21 protein-coding genes and 1 pseudogene are annotated in these 24764 nt (G+C 61.1%); 14 read left to right on the top strand and 8 right to left on the bottom strand.

Features of this window, described 5'->3' with window-relative positions:
• Window positions 1-20: 20 nt before the first annotated feature.
• The 3 genes from AB4O45_RS09645 to AB4O45_RS09635 form a co-directional block, all read right to left on the bottom strand.
• Window positions 21-1892, bottom strand: coding sequence for a hypothetical protein (locus tag AB4O45_RS09645; protein WP_460161345.1), 1872 nt, complete (start codon window positions 1890-1892; stop codon window positions 21-23).
• Between the two features lie 402 nt (window positions 1893-2294).
• Window positions 2295-3611 carry a bifunctional DedA family/phosphatase PAP2 family protein gene (locus tag AB4O45_RS09640; protein WP_041477718.1) on the bottom strand — a complete coding sequence of 439 codons (1317 nt, stop codon included), beginning with the start codon at window positions 3609-3611 and terminating at the stop codon, window positions 2295-2297.
• Between the two features lie 153 nt (window positions 3612-3764).
• The gene (locus AB4O45_RS09635; RefSeq protein ID WP_056790657.1) at window positions 3765-4490 is read right to left on the bottom strand and encodes a DNA-3-methyladenine glycosylase; all 726 of its coding nucleotides are present in this window, start codon (window positions 4488-4490) and stop codon (window positions 3765-3767) included.
• 177 nt (window positions 4491-4667) lie between these two features.
• Between AB4O45_RS09635 and AB4O45_RS09630 the strand changes: the two genes are divergently transcribed.
• The 14 genes and pseudogenes from AB4O45_RS09630 to AB4O45_RS09565 all read left to right on the top strand — a co-directional run bounded on the left by AB4O45_RS09630 (window position 4668) and on the right by AB4O45_RS09565 (window position 18511).
• A complete protein-coding gene (locus tag AB4O45_RS09630) occupies window positions 4668-5939 on the top strand; it encodes a glutamate-5-semialdehyde dehydrogenase (RefSeq protein WP_460161344.1) in 1272 nt (423 codons plus the stop codon).
• Window positions 5908-6630 (top strand): nicotinate-nucleotide adenylyltransferase, encoded by a 723-nt coding sequence (gene nadD, locus AB4O45_RS09625; protein ID WP_460161343.1) that lies wholly within the window; start codon window positions 5908-5910, stop codon window positions 6628-6630. Before AB4O45_RS09630 ends, nadD begins: the two co-directional genes overlap by 32 nt.
• A 72-nt stretch (window positions 6631-6702) precedes the next feature.
• A complete protein-coding gene (rsfS, locus tag AB4O45_RS09620; protein ID WP_016773024.1) occupies window positions 6703-7197 on the top strand; it encodes a ribosome silencing factor in 495 nt (164 codons plus the stop codon).
• Window positions 7198-7206: 9 nt separating this feature from the next.
• Complete coding sequence (rlmH, locus tag AB4O45_RS09615) at window positions 7207-7674, top strand: 23S rRNA (pseudouridine(1915)-N(3))-methyltransferase RlmH (RefSeq protein WP_011063671.1); 468 nt, start codon at window positions 7207-7209, stop codon at window positions 7672-7674.
• 10 nt (window positions 7675-7684) lie between these two features.
• A complete protein-coding gene (mrdA, locus tag AB4O45_RS09610; protein ID WP_041477721.1) occupies window positions 7685-9580 on the top strand; it encodes a penicillin-binding protein 2 in 1896 nt (631 codons plus the stop codon).
• Between the two features lie 31 nt (window positions 9581-9611).
• Window positions 9612-10715, top strand: coding sequence for a rod shape-determining protein RodA (rodA, locus tag AB4O45_RS09605; RefSeq protein ID WP_050977864.1), 1104 nt, complete (start codon window positions 9612-9614; stop codon window positions 10713-10715).
• Between the two features lie 17 nt (window positions 10716-10732).
• Complete coding sequence (gene mltB / locus AB4O45_RS09600; protein ID WP_150638407.1) at window positions 10733-11743, top strand: lytic murein transglycosylase B; 1011 nt, start codon at window positions 10733-10735, stop codon at window positions 11741-11743.
• Window positions 11743-12751, top strand: a pseudogene (locus AB4O45_RS09595) (septal ring lytic transglycosylase RlpA family protein). The gene mltB and the pseudogene AB4O45_RS09595 overlap by 1 nt, the downstream one beginning before the upstream one ends.
• Before the next feature lie 187 nt (window positions 12752-12938).
• Window positions 12939-14096: a D-alanyl-D-alanine carboxypeptidase family protein gene (locus AB4O45_RS09590; RefSeq protein ID WP_016773028.1), complete on the top strand. Its 1158-nt coding sequence runs from the start codon at window positions 12939-12941 to the stop codon at window positions 14094-14096.
• 86 nt (window positions 14097-14182) lie between these two features.
• Window positions 14183-14458, top strand: a complete 276-nt coding sequence (locus AB4O45_RS09585; RefSeq protein WP_024014446.1) for a DUF493 domain-containing protein — start codon at window positions 14183-14185, stop codon at window positions 14456-14458.
• Window positions 14458-15105 (top strand): lipoyl(octanoyl) transferase LipB, encoded by a 648-nt coding sequence (gene lipB / locus AB4O45_RS09580; protein ID WP_076564273.1) that lies wholly within the window; start codon window positions 14458-14460, stop codon window positions 15103-15105. Before AB4O45_RS09585 ends, lipB begins: the two co-directional genes overlap by 1 nt.
• A gap of 25 nt (window positions 15106-15130) precedes the next feature.
• On the top strand, window positions 15131-16129 hold the full coding sequence (gene lipA, locus AB4O45_RS09575; RefSeq protein ID WP_160768663.1) for a lipoyl synthase: 999 nt from the start codon (window positions 15131-15133) through the stop codon (window positions 16127-16129).
• 132 nt (window positions 16130-16261) lie between these two features.
• Window positions 16262-17209: a S66 peptidase family protein gene (locus tag AB4O45_RS09570; protein ID WP_256810269.1), complete on the top strand. Its 948-nt coding sequence runs from the start codon at window positions 16262-16264 to the stop codon at window positions 17207-17209.
• Window positions 17210-17515: 306 nt separating this feature from the next.
• On the top strand, window positions 17516-18511 hold the full coding sequence (locus tag AB4O45_RS09565) for an IS110 family RNA-guided transposase (RefSeq protein ID WP_460066159.1): 996 nt from the start codon (window positions 17516-17518) through the stop codon (window positions 18509-18511).
• A gap of 76 nt (window positions 18512-18587) precedes the next feature.
• Here AB4O45_RS09565 and AB4O45_RS09560 read toward each other — a convergent pair whose 3' ends face one another.
• The 5 genes from AB4O45_RS09560 to leuS all read right to left on the bottom strand — a co-directional run bounded on the left by AB4O45_RS09560 (window position 18588) and on the right by leuS (window position 24695).
• Window positions 18588-19910, bottom strand: a complete 1323-nt coding sequence (locus AB4O45_RS09560) for a lytic murein transglycosylase (RefSeq protein ID WP_460161342.1) — start codon at window positions 19908-19910, stop codon at window positions 18588-18590.
• Window positions 19911-19971: 61 nt separating this feature from the next.
• Window positions 19972-20136, bottom strand: a complete 165-nt coding sequence (gene arfA, locus AB4O45_RS09555) for an alternative ribosome rescue factor ArfA (RefSeq protein ID WP_095181898.1) — start codon at window positions 20134-20136, stop codon at window positions 19972-19974.
• Window positions 20137-20317: 181 nt separating this feature from the next.
• Window positions 20318-21355, bottom strand: coding sequence for a DNA polymerase III subunit delta (holA, locus tag AB4O45_RS09550; RefSeq protein ID WP_041477726.1), 1038 nt, complete (start codon window positions 21353-21355; stop codon window positions 20318-20320).
• Window positions 21356-21394: 39 nt separating this feature from the next.
• Complete coding sequence (locus AB4O45_RS09545) at window positions 21395-22000, bottom strand: LPS-assembly lipoprotein LptE (RefSeq protein WP_252868342.1); 606 nt, start codon at window positions 21998-22000, stop codon at window positions 21395-21397.
• Window positions 22001-22088: 88 nt separating this feature from the next.
• Window positions 22089-24695: a leucine--tRNA ligase gene (gene leuS, locus AB4O45_RS09540; RefSeq protein WP_252878951.1), complete on the bottom strand. Its 2607-nt coding sequence runs from the start codon at window positions 24693-24695 to the stop codon at window positions 22089-22091.
• Window positions 24696-24764 lie beyond the last annotated feature (69 nt).

Below are 24764 nucleotides of genomic sequence, written 5' to 3'. Positions count from 1 at the left end.
GTTGTATGGGCGTGCCCGGTTCAGGGCCAGGCGATGTCGTATGCAAACTCGTTTTTATTGCCTGACAGCCTGAGGATTGGCAGTCCTGCCGCTTCCACTTTGTCGATCAGTCGGTCGTATTGGAATTTGTTGGCGTGCCCGGCATGGGTCGCCGCCTCGATGCGCTCAGCGTCCGCGCCGGCCTGTTCCTTGATGTCTGCGACCCTGGCGCCTTTGCTCAGGTCTGTGTTCAGCAACCAGATACGCTCGGCTGGAACTCCGCTGCGGGTGACCGAAATCAGCCCCTCGAAATCGTCGGAGGGAAACCAGGTCGGCGGGTTCTCACGCGCAGCGGAATTGAACGCCATGTTCTCTTCGTGCGGGACGACTTCCAGATTGCGCGTGTCGAGGGCGTACATGAACATTTCTGTCTGCCGCGTGCGTGAGGACCGATAACCCCGCTCGTGATCCCAGGCGACGGGACTCTCAGGATCAGACCAGTCGGATGAGGAACTGCTTGAATCATCGGCGTCGCTTGCGCCGCTGTCTGAGCTGCTGTCACCCGCGTCGCGTCCCGGATATTTATGGGTCTGGCTGTTGAAACGCAGGTATGCGGGATCGGGGGCGCTGGCATACATCTGGCCCTGCTCGAGACTGAACGTCGCGCTGATCGGCTTGTGCGTGGTGGCGCCGGGTTTGTGGTGGTAGCGGGGCAGCATGGTGCCGTCATTCGCCAGCTCGAACGGCGTGCGCTCGTCACCGCGAAACAGTGCCGGGATGTCCGTGCGATACAGGCAATTGTGTTTGTTGCGCAGGTAACCGAGCTGTTTCAACAGCGCCTCGCGGACTTCGGGGGTCAGGCCTTGTTCGGCGTCGTACCAGTCGTGGCGGGCATTGTGCTTGAGGTTGAGCTGCTCGACCGCATCCTTGGCCAATTGCTCGAAGCGTCGCGGGTGGGTGACGTCATCCAACAGGCGCTTGTGCGCCAGTGCCCAGGCTGGAATCGCCAGATGGTCGCTCATCTCCTGCTGCAAGCGGGTCAATTGCCTGGGCAGCAGATTGAACGATTGCAGAAAGGCTTCGCGCTCTGCACGGCTCATCTGCGGATGCAGCCAGCGCAGTGAGTTGCGCAGCAGATCGGTCAGCGGATTTCCGGTGGTTGTGGGATGTGCCCACTGTGGCGGCATGCCGCTGGCCTGAGCTTCGACACGAAAGCGCGCGATGTCCTGGCCCTGCAAGCCATATAGCTGCCAGATCTCATGATCGGTCCACTGTTTGAGGTGGGTCGGCGACGCCGCGAATCCCCCCGACGGAGGATCTACCGGAATGAAATTGCCAAATGAATCCCTGAAGGCGAACAGGGGGGCGTCTGTGCGCGCTGCAAAAAGCGGATGCATTTCGTAGTAACCCTGAGCATCCGGCGAACGCCCCGATGGACTGTAACGGCTTTGATTGATGGGCGTTGTCGCGGGGGCGAGCCGCGCTCGCTTCGGCGCGGGTTGTTCAGTCAGGCGCCAGGTGGGGCTGTCTGCGTTTTTATACAAAAGCGGTCCGGAGGGCACGCGCTCGGTCAGCAACTTGCTGCGCCATGCGCCGGTTTCATCCACGCCGACGTGAGTGGTTTGCAAAGCGCCCTGATATTCGACGTCGACGAACTTTCTGCCAACGACCCAGCGAAATCCATCGGGGTCAGCGGGCTTCATCCCACGCAGAAAAGCCTCTGACAACCAGTAATCGTTTATTGAAGTGGAATGTTCCGAACGATAAGCGCCGTGTGTCGGTAACTGAAAGATTTCGATCGCCGTAAGTCTCGGGTTTGCATCGGCGAGGGGGCTGCCGGAAGTTGTTGTGGGCAGCGTCTGGTCGTGACCACCGGTCCTTCTCGATATTTCAACGGCGCTGGCATCGATCAAGGGGCGATGTGGTGCCGGTGCGTGCGGATCAGTTTGATGCGGCGTTGTAACAGGCGTCTTGCGGGGTATCTTTGGACTCATGAATAACTCGACAAAGAATGAATTGATAAATGCCTCGGCAGAACTTCAATGCCGGGTCCGGATAAATATTGATTGTTGGCAAGTGCTCCAGCCGGGCGGATTGAACTCACGGATTTTCTGTTGCGCGAAATACTTCGCCACCGTGTTCCGGCTGGACTATGTAACGCTAGTTTGGCGTCGATTGGGAATGCGGAAACGTCGGTTTTATAACCAGGAAAGTTAACCGCAGGAGGGGAAGTTAGCGTAGGTAATCAACGCCGCTCTTGTCGGAATATTCCAAAAGAGCGGCGTATAAAAAATCTGGCTTGTGAGTTGTCTGTTTTAGTAGGCGTAACGCAACAATGTATGTGGCAAGTGGCGCAGTACGAAGAAGCCGAACAGAGCAACCATCGATGGCAGGATCAGCCACCAGATCTTGAACGGCATTGCATTAAGGGACGCCTGACGTTGGCTCAACCACAGCATCGCAGCACACACACAACTGGCGAGCATCGCCCCGGCCAATATGTCGGTTGGCCAGTGCGCGCCGAGATACACCCGCGACAGGGCGATAGAGAGTGCCGGGATGCAGGCAATCAGCAGCCAGGTCAGGCGCATGCGCGGCGGCTGACCGCGCCCGGCCAGCACGCCCAGCGTCAGGAACAGGGCGAACGCGCCAGAAGCGTGGCCGCTGGGCATGCTGTAGGTGGTCAATGGATCGCTGAGCACTTCCGGGCGCACCCGGGCGAAAAAATACTTGGTTCCGGTATTGGCCATCGCGGTGACCAACATGGTGGCGCCCGCGAACATTGCCTGGCGCCACTGCTTGCACAGCACCAGCAGAATGACGAGCAGGGCGCTGAACAGCAGCATGTTGCGGAATTCGCCGATCAGGGTCAGCGTCACGGCGATTTCGTCCAGCGCTGGCTGGCGGTGCTCCTGCACCAGGGTCATCACGCCGTTGTCGAGCGCGGTGAGGTATGGATAGCCGATGAACAGACCGATCAGGATCAGCAGGCTCATGCCGCCGATCCAGATCGTCGCGCGACGATGGCGGCGCACGCTGCTGTTGACGCTCAGGCCGACCATTACCGCGATGCTGGCGGCGACAATCCCGGCCTCCAGCCAGAACCCTTCAGGCAATGGCAGACGGAACGCCGCGCCGGTGGCCCAGCCCGGCAGCAGATAAGCCAGGCTCCAGCCAGCAGCGGCCAACAGGCTGACGGCGAAAAAACGCGGGAAGGGCATGTCGCACATCCCGGCGACCATTGGCAGCATTGGTCGTAGCGGGCCGATGAAACGCCCGACCAGCAAGCTGGCGATGCCATAGCGCTGGAAGTACGACTCGGCGCCGGCCATCCATTCCGGGTGATGGCGCAGGCCCGGCAGGCGGCGGATGTTCTGATGGAAATGCCGCCCCAGGAAGTACGAAATCAAGTCGCCGAGGATGCCGCCAAGAAAGCCCAGCAGCAGCGTTTCGCTCAATGACAGCGCGCCACTGCCGGCCAGTACCGCCACGCCGAACAACAGCACCGTGCCCGGCACGATCAGCCCGGCGATCGCCAGACATTCCACGCACGCAACGATGAACACCGCTGCGGCCAACCACTGCGGATTGGCGCCGAGCCATCCAGTGATGCTATCGAGCCATGGGCCCATACAGAAAAACTCCATTCATTCTTTAAGTAATTGTTACGCGGTTGACTGCTGACCTGTGGGAGCGAGCCTGCTCGCGAATACGCTGTGTCAGACGATAGAAGCGTTGGCTGGCACGACCCCTTCGCGAGCAGGCTCGCTCCCACAGGAGGGACATCATTCATTGACGGATGCGGCGTCGGTTACGGGAAGCAAAATATAATCCCGGCCTTCGACCTGACCCCGTCGCAGCGGGTTCCGCGTGCACCATTGCGCATACGCAGCGTCAACGAAGCGATACATCAAGTGTTCATCACGGCCCAGCGGAATGCCCAACCGGGTGGTTTGAATGATCTGCGCGGGTGGCGGTCCCGGGTCCTCGACCAGCAACAGTTCATGATCGAAACGCTTGGCGTCCCACATCGGCACTTTCAAACCCAGCGCCTTGCACAGCAGGGTCTGTCCGGCGCAGAGCTTCTGTGTCGGACGCGGTCGGCCCTGGGCATCGGGATTGTTCAGCAGCATCTGCGCCAGACTCGCCGGACCGCTCACTTCATCGACCCACGGATAGGCGGATTTGATCAGCACCGCGTTGCCCGGCCCCTGCGCACTGAAGTTCAGCGAATCACCGCCGCGTGCGTAGTACATATAGATGTGGCCGCCATCCAGAAACAAAGCCTTACGCTTTTCTGTATAGCCGAGCGAGGCGTGGCTGCCTTTTTCCGCGCAGTAATAGGCTTCGGTTTCGATGATTCGCGCACTCAGCCACAGATCGCCGACGCGATGGCGGATGACTTTGCCGAGCAGCGCCTGCGCCAGCACCTGGGCGTCGCGGTCGAAAAAACTGTCCGGCAGGCCCACGGGCAGGCGCGCGGACTCGGGGCAAAGGGGCACGTTGGTCATGATGGGCAAGGTTGATCCAGGCTCAGGAGGTCGTGATGATAACAACGCTGAGCTTAATTACGTCTGAACGACGGGCAAACGCAGCTCATTTCGACCATCCGCCCGTCACCGCTGTTAGTCCCGGGACGCGGCAGCTATAATCTGCCGCTTTCCTCTTTGCCAAGACCCCAGCAGACCATGACTGAGTCCGTTCTTGACTACATGACCCGATTGGGTCGCGCCGCCCGCGCTGCCTCCCGGGTCATCGGTCGCGCCAGCACCGCGCAGAAAAACCGCGCCTTGCAGGCTGCCGCCAATGCTCTGGACGCTGCGCGCGCCGAGCTGGCCGCCGCCAATGAGCTGGATCTGGCTGCCGGTCGCGCCAACGGTCTGGAGCCGGCGCTGCTGGAGCGTCTGGAACTGACCCCGGCACGCATCGACGGCATGATCGTCGGCTTGCGTCAGGTTGCTGCACTGGCGGATCCGGTCGGCGCGATTCGCGACATGAGCTTCCGTCCATCGGGTATTCAGGTCGGCAAGATGCGCGTACCGCTGGGCGTGATCGGGATCATCTACGAATCCCGCCCGAACGTGACCATCGATGCCGCCAGCCTCTGCCTGAAGTCCGGCAACGCGACCATCCTGCGCGGTGGCTCCGAGGCAATTCATTCCAATCGCGCGATTGCCGCGTGCATTCAGCGCGGTCTGGCCGAGGCCGAACTGCCCGCCGCCGTGGTGCAAGTGGTGGAAACCACCGACCGTGCCGCCGTCGGCGCGCTGATCAGCATGCCGGAATACGTCGACGTCATCGTGCCCCGTGGCGGTCGTGGCCTGATCGAACGCATCAGCCGCGATGCTCGCGTACCGGTGATCAAGCACCTGGACGGCATCTGCCACGTTTACGTCAGTGAACATGCCGATCTGGCCAAAGCCCAAAGCATCGCCTTCAACGCCAAGACCTACCGTTATGGCATCTGCGGCGCGATGGAAACCCTGCTGGTCGATCAGGCTGTTGCCAGGGATTTCCTGCCTTCGATGGCCGCGCAGTTCCGCGACAAAGGCGTCGAACTGCGTGGTTGCGAGCGCACCCGGGCGATCATCGAAGCGGTCGCGGCCTGCGAAGACGACTGGCACACCGAGTACCTGGCGCCGATTCTGTCGATCCGCGTGGTCGACGGTCTGGAGCAGGCGATCGAACACATCAACCATTACGGCTCCCATCACACCGACTCGATCGTCAGCGAAAACCTCGCTGACACCCGCCGGTTCGTGGCGGAAGTCGACTCGGCCTCGGTGATGATCAACACGCCGACCTGCTTTGCCGATGGATTTGAATACGGATTGGGTGCCGAGATCGGCATTTCTACTGATAAGCTGCACGCCCGCGGCCCGGTCGGGCTCGAGGGGCTGACCTGCGAGAAGTACATCGTGGTCGGCGATGGCCAGTTGCGCGGCCAGGCGACGGTCTGACTTGACCGACCTCGACCTGACAGCGCCGCACACCGGCAGCGAGTCGCGCCCGCAACGCATTGGCGTGCTGGGCGGTACGTTCGACCCGGTGCATATCGGCCATTTGCGTGGCGCGCTGGAAGTTGTCGAAGCCCTGGCGCTGGACGAGTTGCGCCTGATGCCGAACGCGCGGCCGCCACATCGCGGTATGCCGCAGGTGTCGGCGCAGGACCGGCTGGCGATGGTCGAGTGCGCGGTGGCCGGATTGCCGCCGCTGGTGGTGGACGCCCGCGAATTGCAGCGGGACAAACCGTCCTGGACCATCGATACCCTGGAGTCGCTGCGCGCAGAGATGCCCGCCGAGACCCAGGTTTTTCTGCTTTTGGGCTGGGACGCATTTTGCGGCCTGCCCACTTGGCACCGCTGGGAAGAGTTGCTCCAGCATTGCCACATCCTGGTGCTACAGCGCCCGGACGCCGACAGCGAACCGCCGGATGCCTTGCGCAACCTGCTGGCAGCGCGTTCGGTGAGCGACCCGCTGGCCCTGAAAGGGCCGAGCGGACAGATTGCATTCGTCTGGCAGACACCGCTCGCGGTTTCCGCCACCCAGATCCGTCAACTGCTGGCCAGCGGTAAGTCGGTACGTTTCCTGGTGCCCGACGCGGTCCTGGCCTACATCGATGCGCACGGTCTGTACCGTGCGTCGAACTGAACAAGGCGCGCTTCACCGATACGGATCACCGTATCCCCAAGCCGCCGAATACATGAGCAAAACGAGTTACATATGACTGATAAAGATCTACCGAAAGTAAAGCGCAAAGGCACGTTCAAGAGCGCACCACTGCCGGAAGCCGTCAACACCAACGAGCCGCTCAAGGGCGACGAACTGGTCAAGATTGCCGTCGCCGCGCTGGAAGACGTCAAGGCCCAGGACATCCAGATCATCGATGTGCGCGACAAGCAGAGCATCACTGACTACATGATCATCGCCACCGGTACCTCCAATCGCCAGATCAACGCGATGCTCGACAAGGTCCGCGAGGAAGTGAAAAAGCAGGGCGCCAAGCCGCTGGGCGAAGAAGGCAAGGGCGACAGCGATTGGGTCCTGCTCGACCTCGATCTGGTGATCGTGCACATGATGACTGCCTCGGCGCGTCAGTTCTACGACCTGGAGCGCCTGTGGGCCGGTGCCGAGCAAAGCCGTGCGGCCGATGCCAAGCACCACAGCCCGGAAAACACCCACGAGCATTTCACCAAGCTCAACAAAGACCAGTTCTAAGGGATTGCTGTGCGACTGCGCCTGATCGCCGTCGGTTCACGCATGCCCAAGTGGGTGGAAGAAGGCTGGCATGAATATGCCAAGCGTCTTCCGTCCGAGCTGGCGCTGGAACTGGTGGAAATTCCGCTCAATACCCGTGGCAAGAATGCCGACGTGGCCCGTTTCATCCGCCAGGAAGGCGAAGCCATGCTGGCCAAGGTCGGGCACAACGAGCGGATCGTCACGCTGGAGGTTCACGGCAAGCCGTGGAGCACCGAGCAACTGGCGGTCGAACTCGATCGCTGGCGCCTGGATTCGCGCACGGTCAACTTCATGGTCGGCGGCCCGGAAGGGCTGGCACCGGAAGTCTGTGCCCGCGCTGACCAGCGCTGGTCGTTGTCGCCGCTGACCTTGCCGCACCCGCTGGTGCGGATCCTGATCGGCGAACAGTTGTACCGTGCCTGGACCGTGTTGTCCGGCCACCCTTACCACAAGTAAGCCTGCCCTCATGTCTCAGCCGATCCGCATCAAGGACCACGAAAAGGACGCCCGTCTGGTGCGCAGCCGTGTCGTGTTCGGTGCGATCGTGATTGTGGCGCTGATCTGTGTGCTGATCGCGCGTCTGTATTACCTGCAGGTGATCCAGTACGAGTACCACTCGACCCTGTCGGAAAACAACCGCGTCCACGTGCAGCCTATTCCGCCGACGCGCGGGCTGATTTTCGACCGCAACGGCGTAGTTGTGGCCGACAACCGGCCGAGCTTCAGCCTGAGCATGACCCGCGAGCGCTCCGGCGACTGGCAACAGGTGCTCGACGTCATCGTCGAGGTGCTGGAGCTGACGCCCGAGGACCGGGTGATCTTCGAGAAACGCATGCGTCAGGGCCGTCGGCCGTTCGAGCCGGTGCCGATCCTGTTCGAGCTGACCGAAGAGCAGATCGCCCGCATTGCGGTGAACCAGTTCCGCCTGCCCGGGGTGGAAGTGGTCGCGCAACTGGTCCGACATTACCCGCAGGGCGCTCATTTTGCGCATTCGGTGGGCTACATGGGGCGGATCAACGAGAAAGAGCTGAAGTCGCTGGATCCGGTCAACTACAGCGGCACCCACCACATCGGCAAGACCGGCATCGAGCGTTTCTACGAGCCGGAATTGCACGGTCAGGTCGGTTACGAGGAAGTCGAGACCAACGCCCGTGGCCGCGTGTTGCGGGTGCTCAAGCGCACCGATCCGATTCCCGGCAAGGACATCGTCCTGAGCCTCGATATCAAGTTGCAGGAAGCCGCCGAGGCCGCGCTGGGCGGGCGACGTGGCGCGGTGGTGGCGCTCGATCCGAAAACCGGCGAAGTGCTGGCGATGGTCAGTCAGCCGAGTTTCGACCCCAACCTGTTCGTCACCGGTATCAGCTTCAAGGCCTACGCCGAGTTGCGCGATTCCATCGACCGGCCGTTGTTCAACCGCGTGCTGCGCGGTCTGTACCCGCCGGGCTCGACGATCAAACCGGCGGTGGCAATTGCCGGTCTCGACGCTGGCGTAGTCACGGCTTCGAGCCGGGTGTTCGACCCGGGCTATTACATGCTGCCCAACTACGACCACAAGTACCGCAACTGGAATCGCACTGGTGACGGCTTCGTCGACCTCGACACGGCGATCATGCGTTCCAACGACACCTACTTCTATGACCTTGCGCACAAGCTCGGCATCGATCGGCTGTCGACCTATATGAACAAGTTCGGCATCGGCCAGAAGGTCTCGCTGGACATGTTCGAAGAGTCCCCGGGCCTGATGCCGTCCCGCGAATGGAAACGGGCGACGCGCAAGCAGGCGTGGTTCCCCGGCGAAACCCTGATTCTCGGGATCGGCCAGGGCTACATGCAGTCGACGCCGCTGCAACTGGCCCAGGCCACGGCGCTGGTGGCCAACAAGGGCATCTGGAACCGTCCGCATCTGGCCAAGTCCCTCGACGGGGTCAAGCCGGTGGATGAAAACCCGATGCCGAACATCATCCTGCGCGACCCGTCCGACTGGAACAAGGTCAACCATGGCATGCAGCAGGTGATGCACGGTGCCCGTGGTACCGCGCGCAAAGCGGCGATCGGCGCGCAATACCGCATCGCCGGCAAGTCCGGTACCGCGCAGGTGGTGGCGATCAAGCAGGGCGAGAAATACGACCGCTCCAAGGTCCAGGAACGCCACCGCGACCACGCCCTGTTCGTCGGCTTCGCCCCGGCCGATGATCCGAAAATCGTCGTGTCGGTGATGGTCGAGAACGGTGAGTCCGGTTCCGGCGTTGCCGCGCCCGTGGTGCGCCAGGTCATGGACGCCTGGTTGCTCGACCAGGACGGCCACCTGAAAGCCGAGTACGCCAGCCCTATCACTGCGGAGGCCCCGGCCCGTGATGAATAACTTCGATCGCATGCTCTCCAGCGAGGATGTGATGCGTCGCCGCGCGACGTTGCTGCAAAGACTGCATATCGATGGCCCGCTGTTGATCCTGTTGCTGATCCTCGCCGCCGGCAGCCTGTTCGTGCTGTATTCGGCCAGCGGCAAGAGCTGGGACCTGCTCGGCAAGCAGGCCACGTCGTTCGGCATCGGTCTGGTGGCGATGATCGTCATCGCCCAGTTCGAACCGCGTTTCATGGCGCGCTGGGTGCCGCTCGGTTACGTGATCGGCGTGATATTGCTGATCGTCGTCGACATCATGGGCCACAACGCCATGGGCGCCACGCGCTGGATCAACATCCCCGGGGTGATCCGCTTCCAGCCCTCGGAGTTCATGAAGATCCTGATGCCGGCGACCATCGCCTGGTATCTGTCCAAACGCACCTTGCCGCCGCAGCTCAAGCACGTCGGCATCAGCCTGATGCTGATTGGCGTGCCGTTCATTCTGATCGTGCGCCAGCCGGATCTCGGTACCTCGTTGCTGATTCTTGCCGGTGGCGCCTTCGTCCTGTTCATGGGCGGCCTGCGCTGGCGCTGGATTCTCAGCGTATTGGCGGCGGCGGTGCCGGTGTCGGTGGCGATGTGGTTCTTCGTCATGCACGACTATCAGAAGCAGCGTGTCCTGACTTTCCTCGACCCGGAAAGCGATCCGCTCGGCACCGGCTGGAACATCATCCAGTCGAAAGCCGCGATCGGCTCCGGTGGCGTATTTGGCAAAGGCTGGCTGCTCGGCACCCAGTCACACCTGGACTTTCTCCCGGAAAGCCACACCGACTTCATCATTGCTGTGCTTGGCGAAGAGTTCGGTCTGGTGGGGATTTGCGCGCTGCTGCTGATCTATCTGTTGTTGATCGGTCGCGGGCTGGTGATCACCGCTCAGGCGCAAACGCTGTTCGGCAAATTGCTCGCCGGCGCGTTGACCATGACTTTTTTTGTTTACGTTTTCGTCAACATCGGTATGGTCAGTGGCCTGTTACCGGTCGTGGGGGTGCCGTTGCCGTTCATTAGCTACGGAGGAACTTCGCTGGTGACGCTGCTGTCAGCGTTTGGGGTTTTGATGTCGATCCATACCCATCGCAAGTGGATCGCACAGGTTTGAATAAGGTGAAGAGTGCAATGCAAGTAATGCGTGGCTGGGCGACTCGATGCGCGCCGCTGGTTGGCCTGGTGGGCCTGCTGGGGAGCGTGCAGGAAGCGCTGGCCGGCGACTATGAAGGCTCGCCGCAGGTGGCCGAATTCGTCGGCGAAATGACCCGCGACTACGGTTTCGCCGGTGAACAACTGATGGGTGTGTTCCGCGAGGCGCAACGCAAGCAGTCGATTCTCGACGCCATCTCCAAACCCGCCGAACGGGTCAAGCAGTGGAACGAATATCGTCCGATGTTCATCACCGACGCACGTATCGCCCGGGGTGTCGACTTCTGGCGTCAGCACGAGGCGACCCTGGCCCGTGCCGAGCAGGAATACGGCGTGCCGGCACAAGTGATCGTGTCGATCATCGGCGTCGAGACCTTTTTCGGACGTAATACCGGTAATTTCCGGGTGATCGACGCATTGTCGACCCTCGGCTTCGACTATCCTCCCCGTGCCGAATTTTTCCGCAAGGAACTGCGTGAGTTCCTGCTGCTGGCCCGCGAAGAGCAGGTCGACCCGCTGACCCTGAAAGGCTCGTACGCCGGGGCCATGGGCCTGCCGCAGTTCATGCCGAGCAGCTTTCGCGCCTACGCGGTGGATTTCGACGGTGACGGCCACATCAATATCTGGAACAACCCGGACGATGCCATTGGCAGCGTCGCCAGCTACTTCAAGCGTCACGGCTGGGTCGCCGGCGAACCGGTGGTCAGCCGTGCCGATGTACGCGGCGAGCAGGTTGATGAAGGCCTGACTACTGGTATCGAACCGGTGAAAACGGTCGCAGAGTTGCGGGCGCTGGGCTGGTCAAGTCATGATGCGCTGCGCGATGATATGCCGGTTACCGCATTTCGCCTCGAAGGCGACAACGGCCCTGAATACTGGATGGGCCTGCAGAATTTCTACGCGATCACGCGTTATAACCGCAGCGTGATGTACGCCATGGCCGTACATCAACTGTCTGAACAGCTGGTACAAGCACGGGGCGTCAAGTAATGCAGGCATTGCCTAACAATAAACCCCTGAAGCTGGTGGCTTTCGCTGCGTTGGCAGTCCTGGTCGCCAGTTGCACGACCAGCCGCACGCCGACGCAGAAAACCCCGTCCACCGCTGTCCGCGCCCAACCGGGCCTGGACATCAACCGCGCGCACAAAGACGGCGCGCCTTGGTGGGATGTCGATGTTTCGCGCATCCCGGATGCGACACCGACCCTGCACACCGGCCCGTACAAGGCCAATCCGTACACCGTGCTGGGCAAGACCTACTTTCCGTTGCAGGAATCCAAGACCTACGTGGCTTCGGGCACGGCGTCCTGGTACGGCACCAAGTTCCATGGCCAGAACACCGCCAACGGCGAAGTGTATGACCTGTACGGCATGAGTGCCGCGCACAAGACCTTGCCGCTGCCAAGTTACGTCCGGGTGACCAACCTGGACAACAACAAAATGGTGATCCTGCGCGTCAACGACCGTGGGCCGTTCTACTCCGATCGAATCATTGACTTGTCTTATGCTGCGGCGAAGAAACTTGGCTATGCCGAAACCGGCACCGCACGGGTCAAGGTCGAAGGCATCGATCCGCAGCAGTGGTGGGCGGCCAAGGGCCGTCCGGCGCCGCTGATGCTCAATGAGCCGCAAGTGGCGCAGAATAGCGCCCCGGTCATCACCGCGTCGGCCGGTACCGTCGAGCAATGGACGCCGCCGCCGCAGCAACACGCCGCGGCCGTGGTGCCCGTGCAGATCGATGCAAAAAAACGCTTCTGCACCAGCGTCTGGCCAGTATCTGCAGGTGGGCGCGTTCGCCAACCCGGACGCTGCCGAGCTGCTGAGGTCGAAGCTCAGCGGGATGGTGAGCGCGCCGGTGTTCATCAGCTCGATCGTGCGCAATCAGCAGACCCTGCACCGGGTACGCCTGGGGCCGATCGGCTCGCCGGGTGAGATCGCCCAGGTGCAGAACAGTGTGCGGCTGGCCAATCTGGGTTCGCCCAGCGTGGTCACCGAGTAACACGTAGACCTTGATTGACGGTTCACTTGCGGTATTCGGGGGGTGAACCAGGTTGTTGGCTCGTCGAAGAACAAAAGCCCGGCAAGGGTGACTGGAGTGAGCAACTGAACACGCGATGGCCCGTTAGAAGGCTGTCTGAATAAGTTTTGCCTTCGGGCAAGTTTCCATTAGCGATTTCGAGAGACGGATGAACATCACCACCTTTGCCAAACGCCTGTGTCTGCTAGTCCCGCTGCTCCTCTCGCCAGCCGCCTTCGCGGCCGAGATGATGCCGTCGCCACCACAACTGGCCGCCAAGGCCTACGTTCTGATGGACGCCAGCAGCGGCAATGTGCTGGTCGAAAACAACGGCGACCAGCGTCTGCCACCGGCCAGCCTGACCAAGCTGATGACCGCCTATATCGCGACCCTGGAAATCCGTCGCGGCCAGATCGGTGAAAACGACCCGGTGACCGTCAGCGAAAACGCCTGGCGCACCGGCGGTTCGCGGATGTTCATCAAGGTCGGTTCGCAGGTGACTGTCAGCGATCTGCTGCACGGCATCATCATCCAGTCCGGTAACGACGCCAGCGTCGCCCTGGCCGAGCACATCGCCGGCAGCGAAGACGCGTTCGCCGATCTGATGAACAAGACCGTCACCGAACTGGGCATGACCAATACCCACTTCATGAACCCGACCGGTCTGCCAAACCCTGAGCACTACTCGTCGGCGCACGACATGGCGATCCTGGCCCGTGCGATCATCCACGAAGACCCGGCTCACTATGCGATCTACTCGCAGAAAGAGTTCTTCTGGAACGGCATCAAGCAGCCTAACCGCAACCTGCTGCTGTGGCGCGACAAGACCGTTGACGGTCTGAAAACCGGCCACACCGATGAAGCCGGCTACTGCATGGTGTCCTCTGCTGTACGTGACGGCCAGCGCCTGATCGCCGTGGTGTTCGGCACCAACAGCGAAGTGGCTCGCGCCGCTGAAACCCAGAAGTTGCTGACCTATGGTTTCCGCTTCTTCGAAACCCAGACCTTCTACCAGAAGGGCACTGAACTGGCGCAGGCGCCGGTATGGAAAGGCACCACCAGCCAGGTCAAGGCCGGTCTGGCGCAAGACCTGACCATGACTCTGCCAAAAGGCCAGCTGAAGAAGCTCGCTGCCAGCATGACCATGAACCCGCAACTGGTTGCGCCAATCGCCAAGGGCGACGTGATCGGTAAAGTCGAAGTCAAACTGGAAGACAAGGTGGTGCACAGCGCCGACCTGATCGCTCTGGATGGCGTCGAGGAGGGTGGTATCTTCCGCCGCATGTGGGATAGCATCCGTCTATTCTTCTACGGCTTGTTCAACTGATTTTGTGTTGACCTGCATGGCCCCGCCCCGATCCGGTGCGGGGCCATGTGCGTTACCACGGCTTGCGCTATAGAGGCCGTTACGCCATGACCGATACCGAAGTAAAGGCGCCAAAGATCGAATTTCCCCAGACCGATTATCCGATCAAGGTGATCAGTGATACGGGTGTTGGCAACAAGGACAAGATCATCGCGATCGTCCTGAAACACGCGACCATCAATGATGAGCGCATCGACGAGCGTCAAAGCAGCAACGGCAAGTACACCACCATCCAGTTGCACATCGTCGCCACCGACCAGGATCAGCTGTACAACATCAACAGCGAACTGCGGGCTTCCGGCATCGTGCACATGGTGTTGTGATGCACGGCACGCTGGGCTTTCGCGAGCTGGGCCAGATGGCTTACGAGCCGGTCTGGCATGCCATGCAGCGCTTTACCAACGAACGCGGCAATGCTGCAGCCGACGAGATCTGGCTCGTCGAACACCCGCCGGTGTTCACCCAGGGCCAGGCCGGCAAGGCCGAGCATCTGTTGCTGCCGGGAGATATTCCGGTGGTGCAGGTCGATCGTGGCGGCCAAGTGACTTATCATGGCCCCGGGCAACTGGTGGCCTATCTGTTACTGGATGTGCGCAAGCTGGGTTTCGGCGTGCGCGATCTGGTCAGCCGCATGGAAGCCTGCCTCATCGAACTGCTGGCCAGCTACGGCGTTAGCGCCGCCGCCAAGCCAGATGCTCCCGGCGTGTACGTCGATGGAGCGAAAATCGCTTCTCTGGGTTTGCGCATTCGCCACGGTTGTTCCTTTCATGGCCTGGCCCTGAACGTGGATATGAACCTGGAACCGTTTCGACGGATTAATCCCTGCGGCTACGCCGGGCTGGCCATGACCCAGCTGAGCGATCACGCAGGATCGATTGAATTTGCCGAGGTAAGTGCCCGGCTGCGCGCGCAGCTCGTCAAACACCTCGACTATGCTGAGCAGACGACCCTCACGGGCGGAATCGACTGATATGACTACTGATGCAGTGCAAACCATGATCCCGACGCTCGACGTGACCGAGCGCCCGGCCCCGCGTCCCAAGGTTGAAGCCGGCGTCAAGCTGCGCGGCGCCGAGAAGGTTGCACGCATCCCGGTCAAGATCATCCCGACCACCGAACTGCCGAAGAAACCCGACTGGATCCGCGTGCGCATCCCGGTTTCGCCGGAAGTCGACCGCATCAAGAGCCTGCTGCGCAAGCACAAGCTGCACAGTGTCTGCGAAGAAGCGTCCTGCCCGAACCTCGGCGAATGCTTCTCCGGCGGCACCGCAACCTTCATGATCATGGGCGACATCTGCACCCGTCGTTGCCCGTTCTGCGACGTTGGCCACGGTCGTCCGAAGCCACTGGACGTCAACGAGCCGGAAAGCCTGGCCATCGCCATCGCCGACCTCAAGCTCAAATACGTGGTGATCACTTCGGTGGACCGCGACGACCTGCGTGATGGCGGTGCCCAGCACTTCGCCGACTGCATCCGCGAAATCCGCAAGCTGTCGCCGAACGTGCAGCTCGAGACCCTGGTCCCGGACTACCGTGGCCGCATGGACATCGCCCTGGAAATCACCGCCGCCGAGCCGCCGGATGTGTTCAACCACAACCTGGAAACCGTGCCGCGCCTGTACAAGGCTGCGCGTCCGGGTTCGGACTATCAGTGGTCGCTGACCCTGCTGCAACGCTTCAAGCAGATGATGCCGCATATCCCGACCAAATCGGGCCTGATGCTGGGTCTGGGCGAGACTGACGAGGAAGTCATCGAAGTCATGAAGCGCATGCGCGAACACGACATCGACATGCTGACCCTCGGTCAATACCTGCAACCGTCGCGCAGCCACTTGCCGGTGCAGCGTTTCGTGCACCCGGACACCTTCGCCTGGTTCGCCGAAGAAGGTTACAAGATGGGCTTCAAGAACGTTGCGTCTGGCCCGCTGGTACGTTCCTCGTACCACGCCGACGAGCAGGCGAAGCTGGTCAAGGCCGAGCTGCTGGGTTCCTGATTCACTGCTGATGTAAAAATGCCCGCCGAGGACGGTTCCTCGGCGGGCATTTTTTTGCCTGAGACAAGGGGCTTTTGTTTGCCTCTTGAGCTGTCTACTGTGTGTGCATGACTTTACCGCTGGAGCCCAAGGATGACCGTTCGACCGAGCCACACCCTCGTTGCCCACCGAGCCGTACCGGCGCTGCCCTCCGAAGGGACGATCGGCGTCATCGCGCCTGCCGGCCCCGGCGCCCTCGACACTGAAAAAGCGCTGCAATGGATGCGCGCGCGCGGCTATGGGCTGAAGGTGTTTCCCGGTGTCTATGAGAAGGACGGCTATCTGGCGGGCAGTGACGACGTACGCCTGCGCGATCTGCACGCGGCATTCGCTGATCCTGAAGTCGACGCGATCATTTGCCTGCGCGGCGGCTACGGCACGCCGCGCCTGCTGGACCGAATCGATTACGACCTGCTCAGCCGGCACGCCAAACCCTTTATCGGCTACAGCGATATCACCGCGCTGCACCTGGCCATCAGTCGCTACGCCGGATTTGTGACCTTTCACGGGCCGCTGCTCAATGCCGACCTGCTGGGCGACAAGGAACCGCCTACCGTCACCTCATTCTTCGCCATGCTGCGCGGGCAAATGAAGTCAGGGAGTGTGCTGAGCCATCCGGCGGCTTATCCATTATCAACCGTCGAACCGGGCATCGCTCACGGGCGGCTGCTTGGCGGCAATCTGGCGATGATTGCTGCAACCCTCGGCACGCCCTACGAGATTGATGTCGAAGGGGTGATTCTGTTTATCGAAGACATCAACGAGCCGCTGTATCGGATTGATCGGTTGCTGACCCAGATGCGTCTGGCCGGCAAGCTGGCCAGACTGCGCGGTGTGCTGGTCGGTGATATCGCCGGAGTGGAGGTCAACGCGCTGAATCGCCTGCTCAAGCAAACCTTTGAGCCGTTGCGAATTCCGGTGCTGTCGGGTTGGCGCAGTGGCCATTGCGACCCGAACCTGACACTGCCGTTGGGCGCGCTGGTGCGCCTGGATGCAGGGAAGCAGGAGTTGCTGCTGGAGCAGGATGTGGTCATCCGATAATTCGGGAGGCAAAAGATCGCAGCCTTCGGCAGCTCCTTGTATGTTCCCCACACACCAGCATGAATGAGATCTAAGCTCGCTGGTGCGACATACGAAGATGTGTTTCTGGGGGAGACCGATCGCTCCTTAAGGCAGGACTTGCTCCTGACCTTGTATGTAGAGAGGTCCCCCCGCCTCATTGCCCACCACGAAGAGTATCGAGAAGCCGACGAGTCGGACTTCGCATTACAAGGTTGCAGTGGCATGAAGTTCGAGGTCAGGGGAACCAGGAAGCATTTTTAACTCAGTTCTCTTGGAGTTGAAAGCATGAACATGCACGTCGGCTTGGATGTGGGATCTCGCACTACAGCGATGGGCTGGCGCAATGGCGGCCGCTTTGCAGGTCAGTGCAATATCGACCAGACACCGGCGGGGCGCAAAGCTGCTGTCGGCAAATTGCTTGAGCTCAAGCCTATGTCTGTGGTGATGGAAGCCACAGGAATCTACTATCTGGACTTGGCCATGGAGCTCGCTGCGGCGGGTTTGCCAGTCTCGGTTATCAATCCGAAGAGTTTTCACAACTTTGCAAAACTGATGCTGAAAAACAGCAAAACGGACGCAATCGATGCCCAGTTATTAGCTGAGTACGGCGAACGCATGAGCCCAAGGTTGTGGACGCCGCCCACTTCAATACAGCTTGAGCTACGCGCTATCGGTCGCCACATCAATCGTTTGACGGGTCATCGCACCCGCGCCAAAAACGAGCTGCATGCACTAAAAGCCACTCAAACAACTCTTCTGATGCTGATTGAAGACGAAGAAGAAGCCATCAACGCCTTTGACAAACGAATCGAGCGTTTCCGACTAGCGGGTCGTGCATTGATCGACAACTGCCCAACGTTGAGCGCCCAGTTCGCCCACATGATCGCCGCCCCTGGCATGGGTGAGATCTCAGTATTTGCGGCGCTGGCTGAACTGACGACCTTACCGGTAACGCTCAAGTCAGCGCAGGTCAGCCGCCATGCCGGACTCGATGTCCGACTCACGCAATCAGGCACCAGCATTGATAAACCCGGCCGGATAAGTAAGGGCGGCAATGCCTATTTGCGATCAGCGATGTACATGCCTGCGCTGACCGCCATACGTTGCGACCCGAACGTTAAAGCGTTTTACGAAGCCTTGGTGGCTCGAGGAAAGAGGAAGATGCAGGCTATTGTCGCAGTCATGCGCAAATACCTGACCGGACTATGGGCCTGCATGCGGGCAGGCGAAGACTTCAGTACAGCCAAGCTTTTTAGCGATAAACACACCCAAAAAGCTTGACCGTGAACAGAGTATCTACATGGGATTGATGATCGTCCTGTAGGAGCTGCCGAAGGCTGCGATCTTTTGATTTGCTCTATTGGTTGCGCAGGCTCTCAAGCAACTTGTGCGTCGGATAACCATCCGCCGGCCAGCCCAGCGCCTGCTGGGCACTGCGAATCGCTTTGCGCGTATTGGCGCCGATAATCCCGTCCGCCGTGCCAGCGTCGTAATTACGCGCGCTCAATAGCGTCTGCAGTTCGATGCGTTCGGTGCGGCTCAGCGGCAGATCATCTTTAGGCCAACTGCCATTGATCAGGCCCGCGCCTTCGAAACGCTCGGACAACAGGCTCACCGCCAGCGCATACGACGACGAATTGTTGTATTTGAGAATCGCCCGGAAGTTGTCGAGGATCAGGAACGCCGGGCCACGATAACCGGCCGGCAGCAGCAGGGCAGCGGACAGTTGTTCGGAGCCGGCTGGCACCTGCGCACCATTGGGCAGGTTCACACCCAGTTGCCGCCATTCGGCGACGCTTTTGCGAATCGCGCCATCGGCCAGGGTGTAGTTGAAGCCGCTCGGCAATTGCACTTCGAAGCCCCACGGCTGGCCACGCTGCCAGCCCGAGCTTTGCAGGTAATGCGCAGTCGAAGCCAACGCGTCGCTCGGGCTGCCCCAGATGTCGCGGCGGCCGTCACCGTCAAAGTCCACGGCGTGGGTGTTGTAGGTGGTCGGAATGAATTGGGTCTGGCCCATCGCGCCGGCCCAGGAACCGAGCATCTTCTCCGGGGTGATATCGCCCTGTTGCAGAATCTGCAGGGCGGCGATCAGTTGCGCGTGAGCAAAGCCCGGACGACGCCCCTCGTAGGCGAGGGTGGCCAGCGAATTGATCACCGACTTGCTGCCCTGGAACTGGCCGAAATTGCTTTCCATGCCCCACACCGACACCAGCGCCTGGCGATCAACGCCATAACGCTGCTCGATGCTTTGCAGAATGTCGGCGTACTGATTGATCAGCGCCTGGCCCTTGCGGACGCGCAGTGGCGACAGCGCACCGTCGAGGTATTCCCACACCGGGCGGGAAAACTCCGGCTGACTGCGATCGGCGCGAATCACGCTGGCGTCGAAGCTGATATTGGCAAATGCCTGATCGAACAGCTCGGGGCGAATCCCGGCGGCGAGGGCGTCCTTGCGGAAACCCGCCTGCCATTCGGCAAAGGTCTGGGTCGGTTGAATATCGAGCGGGTCGGCGGACGGCACTACCGGCGGAATGATCGCTGGGGCCGTGGTGACCGGGGCGGCTTGAAGCGGTTGTGCATCGGCGGCGGTGGGTTTTTCCGCGCAGGCGACAAGCAGGATGAAGCTGGAGGCAGCGATCAATTGGCGCACGGGCCAACGACGGGAAAGACTTGTGGGCATGCACAGTTCCAGGGGAAACGAATCAGGTGCAGACCTTAACATGAGCGAGGGGTAGTGCGCTTCAGGCAGCCAGAAAGTAAAAAGCCTCCCGGTTGTCAGACCGGAAGGCTTCGCGGCGGTAGCTGCCTTTGCCCTTGGAAGGTCGTTCCTGGCGGCTGCGGAACAAGGGCTGGGCGACGATGGATTTGGCCTTGTTGGGGCCATGCTTTGCTGGCTTTTTGCTCATGAGGGTTATCTCGGTGTGGTGGTTTTGCGCCGGGAATAATCTGCCGATGTGGCGCATCTGTCCAGTAGCTCATGCGTAGGAATATTCTGGCGCTTTCGCGAGCAGGCTCGCTCCCACATTGGTACGCGGTCAGCTGTGGGAGCGAGCCTGCTCGCGAATGGACGCTACGCGGTCGACTGCCTTATTCGGCAGGCAAAGACAATCGCTGGCCAGCCATCAACAGCGCCAACCGACTCAGGCTCATCCACGGTGAACCCGCCGCCTGGCCCTTGATCTGCGCATCGATGCGCTGCGCTTCGAGCAGCAACTGTGCCCAGCGTTGCGCCGAGTAACGTTGCAGCGCCTTGCTCATCAGCGGCTTGCGCTTGTCCCAGACCGGCGGTTTCGACTGGCTGAAGCATTTGTCCAGTGGCGTGCCCTGGCTGTATTGCAGGGAGATGTTGGCCAGCAGGCGCAACTCCCGCGCCAATGCCCAGAGGATCACCGGCGGCTCGACGCCTTCACCGCGCAGGCCTTCAAGCATGCGCAACGCGTGCGCCGGTTCGCCGTTGAGCACCGCGTCGGTCAGGCCGAACACGTCAAACCGGGCACTGTCGGCCACGGCGGCCTGCACGGTTTCGACGGTGATCTGCCCACCTTCGGCCATCAACTTGAGCTTTTCGATTTCCTGTGCGGCGGCGAGCAGGTTGCCTTCGACACGCGCGGCAATCAATTCGACGGCGTCCTGACTGGCCGACAGACCTGCCTGGGACAGGCGCTGACGAATCCAGCTCGGCAGCTGATTGGCATCCACCGGCCAGATCTGCACGAACTGGGTTTGCTGGCCTTCGACCAGTGCCTTGCCCCACTTGGTTTTCTGCGCGCTGCCATCGAGCTTCGGCAAGCTGATCAGCAGAACCGTGTCTTCCGCAGGACGCGAGCAGTATTCGATCAGCGCGGCGGCGCCTTTATCGCCAGGCTTACCGGACGGCAGGCGCAGTTCCAACAGGCGTTTTTCGGCGAACAGCGACATGCTTGCGCCGGCCTGCAGCAACGTACCCCAATCGAAATTGGCGTCGGCGGCGAAGACCTGACGTTCGTCGAAACCTTGCTGGCGAGCAGCGGTGCGGATGGCGTCGGCGGCTTCCTGACACAGCAACGGATCATCGCCGCTGATGATGTAGACCGGCGCAAGTGCGCCTTGCAGGTGTTTGCCGAGTTGCGCGGGAGCGAGCTTCATAAGGAAGGGCGAGCGGGGCGCCTGAGCGCCCCGGCCGTCTTACTGCTGCGGGATTTCGAGCGGCGACTGACGCGGAGTTTCCGCCTCAGCCTTCTGCGCCGCTTCCAGCGCATCGGCTTCAGCCTTGGCGCGGTCGTTGGCGGTTTGCTGCAGTTGCTGCAACTGGCCCGGGGTCAGCTGCGACAGGCGCAGCATCATGCGTTGCACCAGCTCGCGACGGATTTCATGACGGGCGTCGTTGGCTTCCTGATCGGAGCCGACGAGGTTGTTGCCGTCGTGAATGAACACCTTCTGCACTTCGAGCTTGTCGCTGATCAGCGACAGGTCTTTCTCGCCGCGGATGTCATAGCTCAGCACAGTGTTGACCTGATACTCGCCTGTGCGCCCGGCACCGGCATAGCTGAGGATGCGCTGGCTTTCCTGCTCGTCAGCCAGATACAGCTTGTACGGCGCGCCGCTGTAAACCTTGACGCCGCTGGACTCCAGCGTCTGACGCAGCTGTCTTACGGTTTCGCCATAAGCGTTACGCGCGCTCAGGTCGATTTCCTTGATCGACAGTTCGTTGGTGCCGGTACCACGCAACTGGAAACCGCAGGCGCTCAGCAGAACGGCGAGGCCCATCACCAGCAGATTGCGTTTGATCATTGTGTTGCTCCCCTTGAAACCAGGTGAGCCGACTCTGCGGCCCGAAAGGTTTTACTGGGTGCCAGGCGAGCCCGGCACCCGATCCAATTTAGCTGGCGACGATGTTGACCAGTTTGCCCGGCACCACGATCACTTTGCGAATGGTCAGGCCATCGACGAAACGCAGCACGTTCTCGTTGATGCGCGCGGCGGCTTCGATCTCTTCGCGAGTGGCACTGGCCGGCATTTCGATCTGCCCGCGCAGCTTGCCGTTGACCTGAATGACCAGGGTCAGGTTGTCCTGCACCAAGGCACTTTCGTCCACGGCCGGCCAGCCTGCATCGATCACCGCATCGGCGTGACCCAACTGCTTCCACAGTTCATGGCTGATGTGCGGGGTGATCGGCGCCAGCAGCAGGGTCACCGCTTCCAGACCTTCGTGCAGCAGCGCGCGGTCCTGTTCGGTGCCTTGGGCGGCTTTTTCCAGCACGTTCATCAGCGTCATTACCTGGGCGATGGCGGTGTTGAATTTGTGGTTCTGGCCGACGTCATGGCTGGCCTGCTTGATCGCCAGGTGAATCGCACGACGCACGGTTTTCTGCTCGTCGCTCAGCGCGGCGATATCCAGTTTGCCCGGCAAACCCAGGGTGACGTGGGCTTGCGCCAGACGCCAGACGCGCTTGAGGAAGCGGTGCGAACCTTCAACGCCGGAATCGGACCATTCCGCGCTCATGTCAGGCGGCGAAGCGAACATCATGAACAGACGGCATGTGTCGGCGCCGAACTGGTCGATCATCGACTGCGGGTCGACGCCGTTGTTCTTCGACTTGGCCATCTTCTCGGTACCGCCGATTTCCACCGGCAGGCCGTCGGATTTCAGCTTGGCGCTGATCACCTTGGCTTTGCTGTCACGCTCCAGTTCCACGTCCGCCGGGTTGAACCAGGTGTAGGCGCCATTGGCTTCGCGACGATAGTAAGTCTCGGCGATCACCATGCCTTGGGTCAGCAGGTTCTTGAACGGCTCGTTGGAGCTGACCAGACCTTCGTCACGCATCAGCTTGTGGAAGAAGCGCGCGTAAAGCAGGTGGAGAATGGCGTGTTCGATACCACCGATGTACTGATCCACCGGCAGCCAGTGATCGGCTGCGGATTTCTCCACCAGGCCACCTTCAAAGTGCGGCGAGGCGTAGCGGGCGTAGTACCACGACGACTCGACGAAGGTATCCATCGTGTCGGTTTCGCGCTTGGCCGGCGCGCCGCATTTCGGGCAGCTGCATTCGTAGAACTCGGGCATGCGCGCCAGCGGCGAACCTGCGCCGTCCGGCACCACGTCTTCCGGCAACACGACCGGCAGTTGATCTTCCGGCACCGGCACGTCGCCGCACGCGGCGCAATGGATGATCGGGATCGGGCAGCCCCAGTAGCGCTGGCGGCTGATGCCCCAGTCGCGCAGGCGGAACTGGGTGCGCGAGGCGCCCAGTTGTTTCTTGATCAGGGCCACTTCCATGGCGTCGAACGCGCCGGCGAAGTCGAGGCCGTCAAACTCGCCGGAGTTGATCAGCGTGCCGTGCTCGCCATAGGCGTCCTGCCACGGCGCCGGGTTGGTGTCACCGGAGCTGGTGCGCACCACCGATTTCACCGGCAGGTTGTATTTGTGAGCGAATTCGAAATCGCGCTCGTCGTGCGCCGGAACCGCCATGACCGCGCCGTCGCCGTAGTGCATCAGCACGTAGTTGGCGACCCATACCGGGAGCTTTTCGCCGGTCAGCGGGTGCTCGACGAACAGGCCGGTCGGCAGGCCTTTCTTTTCCTGGGTGGCGACGTCTGCTTCGGCAACGCTGCCGCCCTTGCATTCAGCGATGAACGCTTGCAGCTCGGGATTGTTCTGCGCGGCCAGGGTGGCCAGCGGGTGCTCGGCAGCGACGGCGACGTAGGTCGCGCCCATCAGGGTGTCCGGACGGGTGGTGAAGACTTTCAGGGTGCCGGCTTCGCCGATCGAATCGACGTTGTACGGGAACTGCACTTCCATGCCACGGGACTTGCCGATCCAGTTGCGCTGCATGGTCTTGACCTGTTCAGGCCAGCCAGTCAGTTCGTCGAGACTTTCCAGCAGCTCGTCGGCGTAAGCGGTGATCTTGAAGTAGTACATCGGGATTTCGCGCTTTTCGATCAGCGCGCCGGAGCGCCAGCCACGGCCGTCGATGACTTGCTCGTTGGCCAGAACGGTCTGGTCGACCGGGTCCCAGTTCACGGTGCCGTTCTTGCGATAGATCACGCCTTTTTCGAACAGGCGCGTGAACAGCCATTGTTCCCAGCGGTAGTAGTCCGGCTTGCAGGTGGTCACTTCACGGGACCAGTCCACCGCGAGGCCGAGGCTGCGCAGCTGCGACTTCATGTAGGCGATGTTCTCGTAGGTCCACTTGGCGGGCGCTACGTTGTTTTTCATTGCGGCGTTTTCCGCCGGCATGCCGAACGCATCCCAGCCCATTGGCTGCAGAACATTCTTGCCCTGCATGCGCTGGTAGCGCGAGATCACATCGCCAATGGTGTAGTTGCGCACGTGGCCCATGTGCAGCTTGCCGCTGGGGTAAGGGAACATCGACAGGCAGTAGTAGGTTTCCTTGCCTGGCTGTTCACTGACTTCAAAGGACTTTTGCTCATCCCAGAACGACTGGGCGGCGGCTTCGATCTCACGTGGCTGATATTGTTCGTGCATGGCTACTTTTGTACTGGATAGGGGTGGCCTAATCCTCTTCGACGGCAGCATCCGGGATGGCCCGGGTGC

The sequence above is a fragment of the Pseudomonas sp. S2_B10 genome (assembly GCF_054668425.1).
This window is presented reverse-complemented; position numbering and strand designations above follow the sequence as displayed.

Excerpts from the sequence above, each read along its gene's own strand:
- AB4O45_RS09640 (WP_041477718.1), bottom strand. The coding sequence starts at position 3,611 with ATGGGCCCATGGCTCGATAGCATCACTGGATGGCTCGGCGCCAATCCG.
- AB4O45_RS09635 (WP_056790657.1), bottom strand. The coding sequence starts at position 4,490 with ATGACCAACGTGCCCCTTTGCCCCGAGTCCGCGCGCCTGCCCGTGGGC.
- AB4O45_RS09630 (WP_460161344.1), top strand. The coding sequence starts at position 4,668 with ATGACTGAGTCCGTTCTTGACTACATGACCCGATTGGGTCGCGCCGCC.
- nadD (WP_460161343.1), top strand. The coding sequence starts at position 5,908 with ATGGCCAGTTGCGCGGCCAGGCGACGGTCTGACTTGACCGACCTCGAC.
- rsfS (WP_016773024.1), top strand. The coding sequence starts at position 6,703 with ATGACTGATAAAGATCTACCGAAAGTAAAGCGCAAAGGCACGTTCAAG.
- mrdA (WP_041477721.1), top strand. The coding sequence starts at position 7,685 with ATGTCTCAGCCGATCCGCATCAAGGACCACGAAAAGGACGCCCGTCTG.
- rodA (WP_050977864.1), top strand. The coding sequence starts at position 9,612 with ATGCGTCGCCGCGCGACGTTGCTGCAAAGACTGCATATCGATGGCCCG.
- mltB (WP_150638407.1), top strand. The coding sequence starts at position 10,733 with ATGCAAGTAATGCGTGGCTGGGCGACTCGATGCGCGCCGCTGGTTGGC.
- AB4O45_RS09590 (WP_016773028.1), top strand. The coding sequence starts at position 12,939 with ATGAACATCACCACCTTTGCCAAACGCCTGTGTCTGCTAGTCCCGCTG.
- AB4O45_RS09585 (WP_024014446.1), top strand. The coding sequence starts at position 14,183 with ATGACCGATACCGAAGTAAAGGCGCCAAAGATCGAATTTCCCCAGACC.
- lipB (WP_076564273.1), top strand. The coding sequence starts at position 14,458 with ATGCACGGCACGCTGGGCTTTCGCGAGCTGGGCCAGATGGCTTACGAG.
- lipA (WP_160768663.1), top strand. The coding sequence starts at position 15,131 with ATGATCCCGACGCTCGACGTGACCGAGCGCCCGGCCCCGCGTCCCAAG.
- AB4O45_RS09570 (WP_256810269.1), top strand. The coding sequence starts at position 16,262 with ATGACCGTTCGACCGAGCCACACCCTCGTTGCCCACCGAGCCGTACCG.
- AB4O45_RS09565 (WP_460066159.1), top strand. The coding sequence starts at position 17,516 with ATGAACATGCACGTCGGCTTGGATGTGGGATCTCGCACTACAGCGATG.
- AB4O45_RS09560 (WP_460161342.1), bottom strand. The coding sequence starts at position 19,910 with ATGCCCACAAGTCTTTCCCGTCGTTGGCCCGTGCGCCAATTGATCGCT.
- arfA (WP_095181898.1), bottom strand. The coding sequence starts at position 20,136 with ATGAGCAAAAAGCCAGCAAAGCATGGCCCCAACAAGGCCAAATCCATC.
- holA (WP_041477726.1), bottom strand. The coding sequence starts at position 21,355 with ATGAAGCTCGCTCCCGCGCAACTCGGCAAACACCTGCAAGGCGCACTT.
- AB4O45_RS09545 (WP_252868342.1), bottom strand. The coding sequence starts at position 22,000 with ATGATCAAACGCAATCTGCTGGTGATGGGCCTCGCCGTTCTGCTGAGC.
- leuS (WP_252878951.1), bottom strand. The coding sequence starts at position 24,695 with ATGCACGAACAATATCAGCCACGTGAGATCGAAGCCGCCGCCCAGTCG.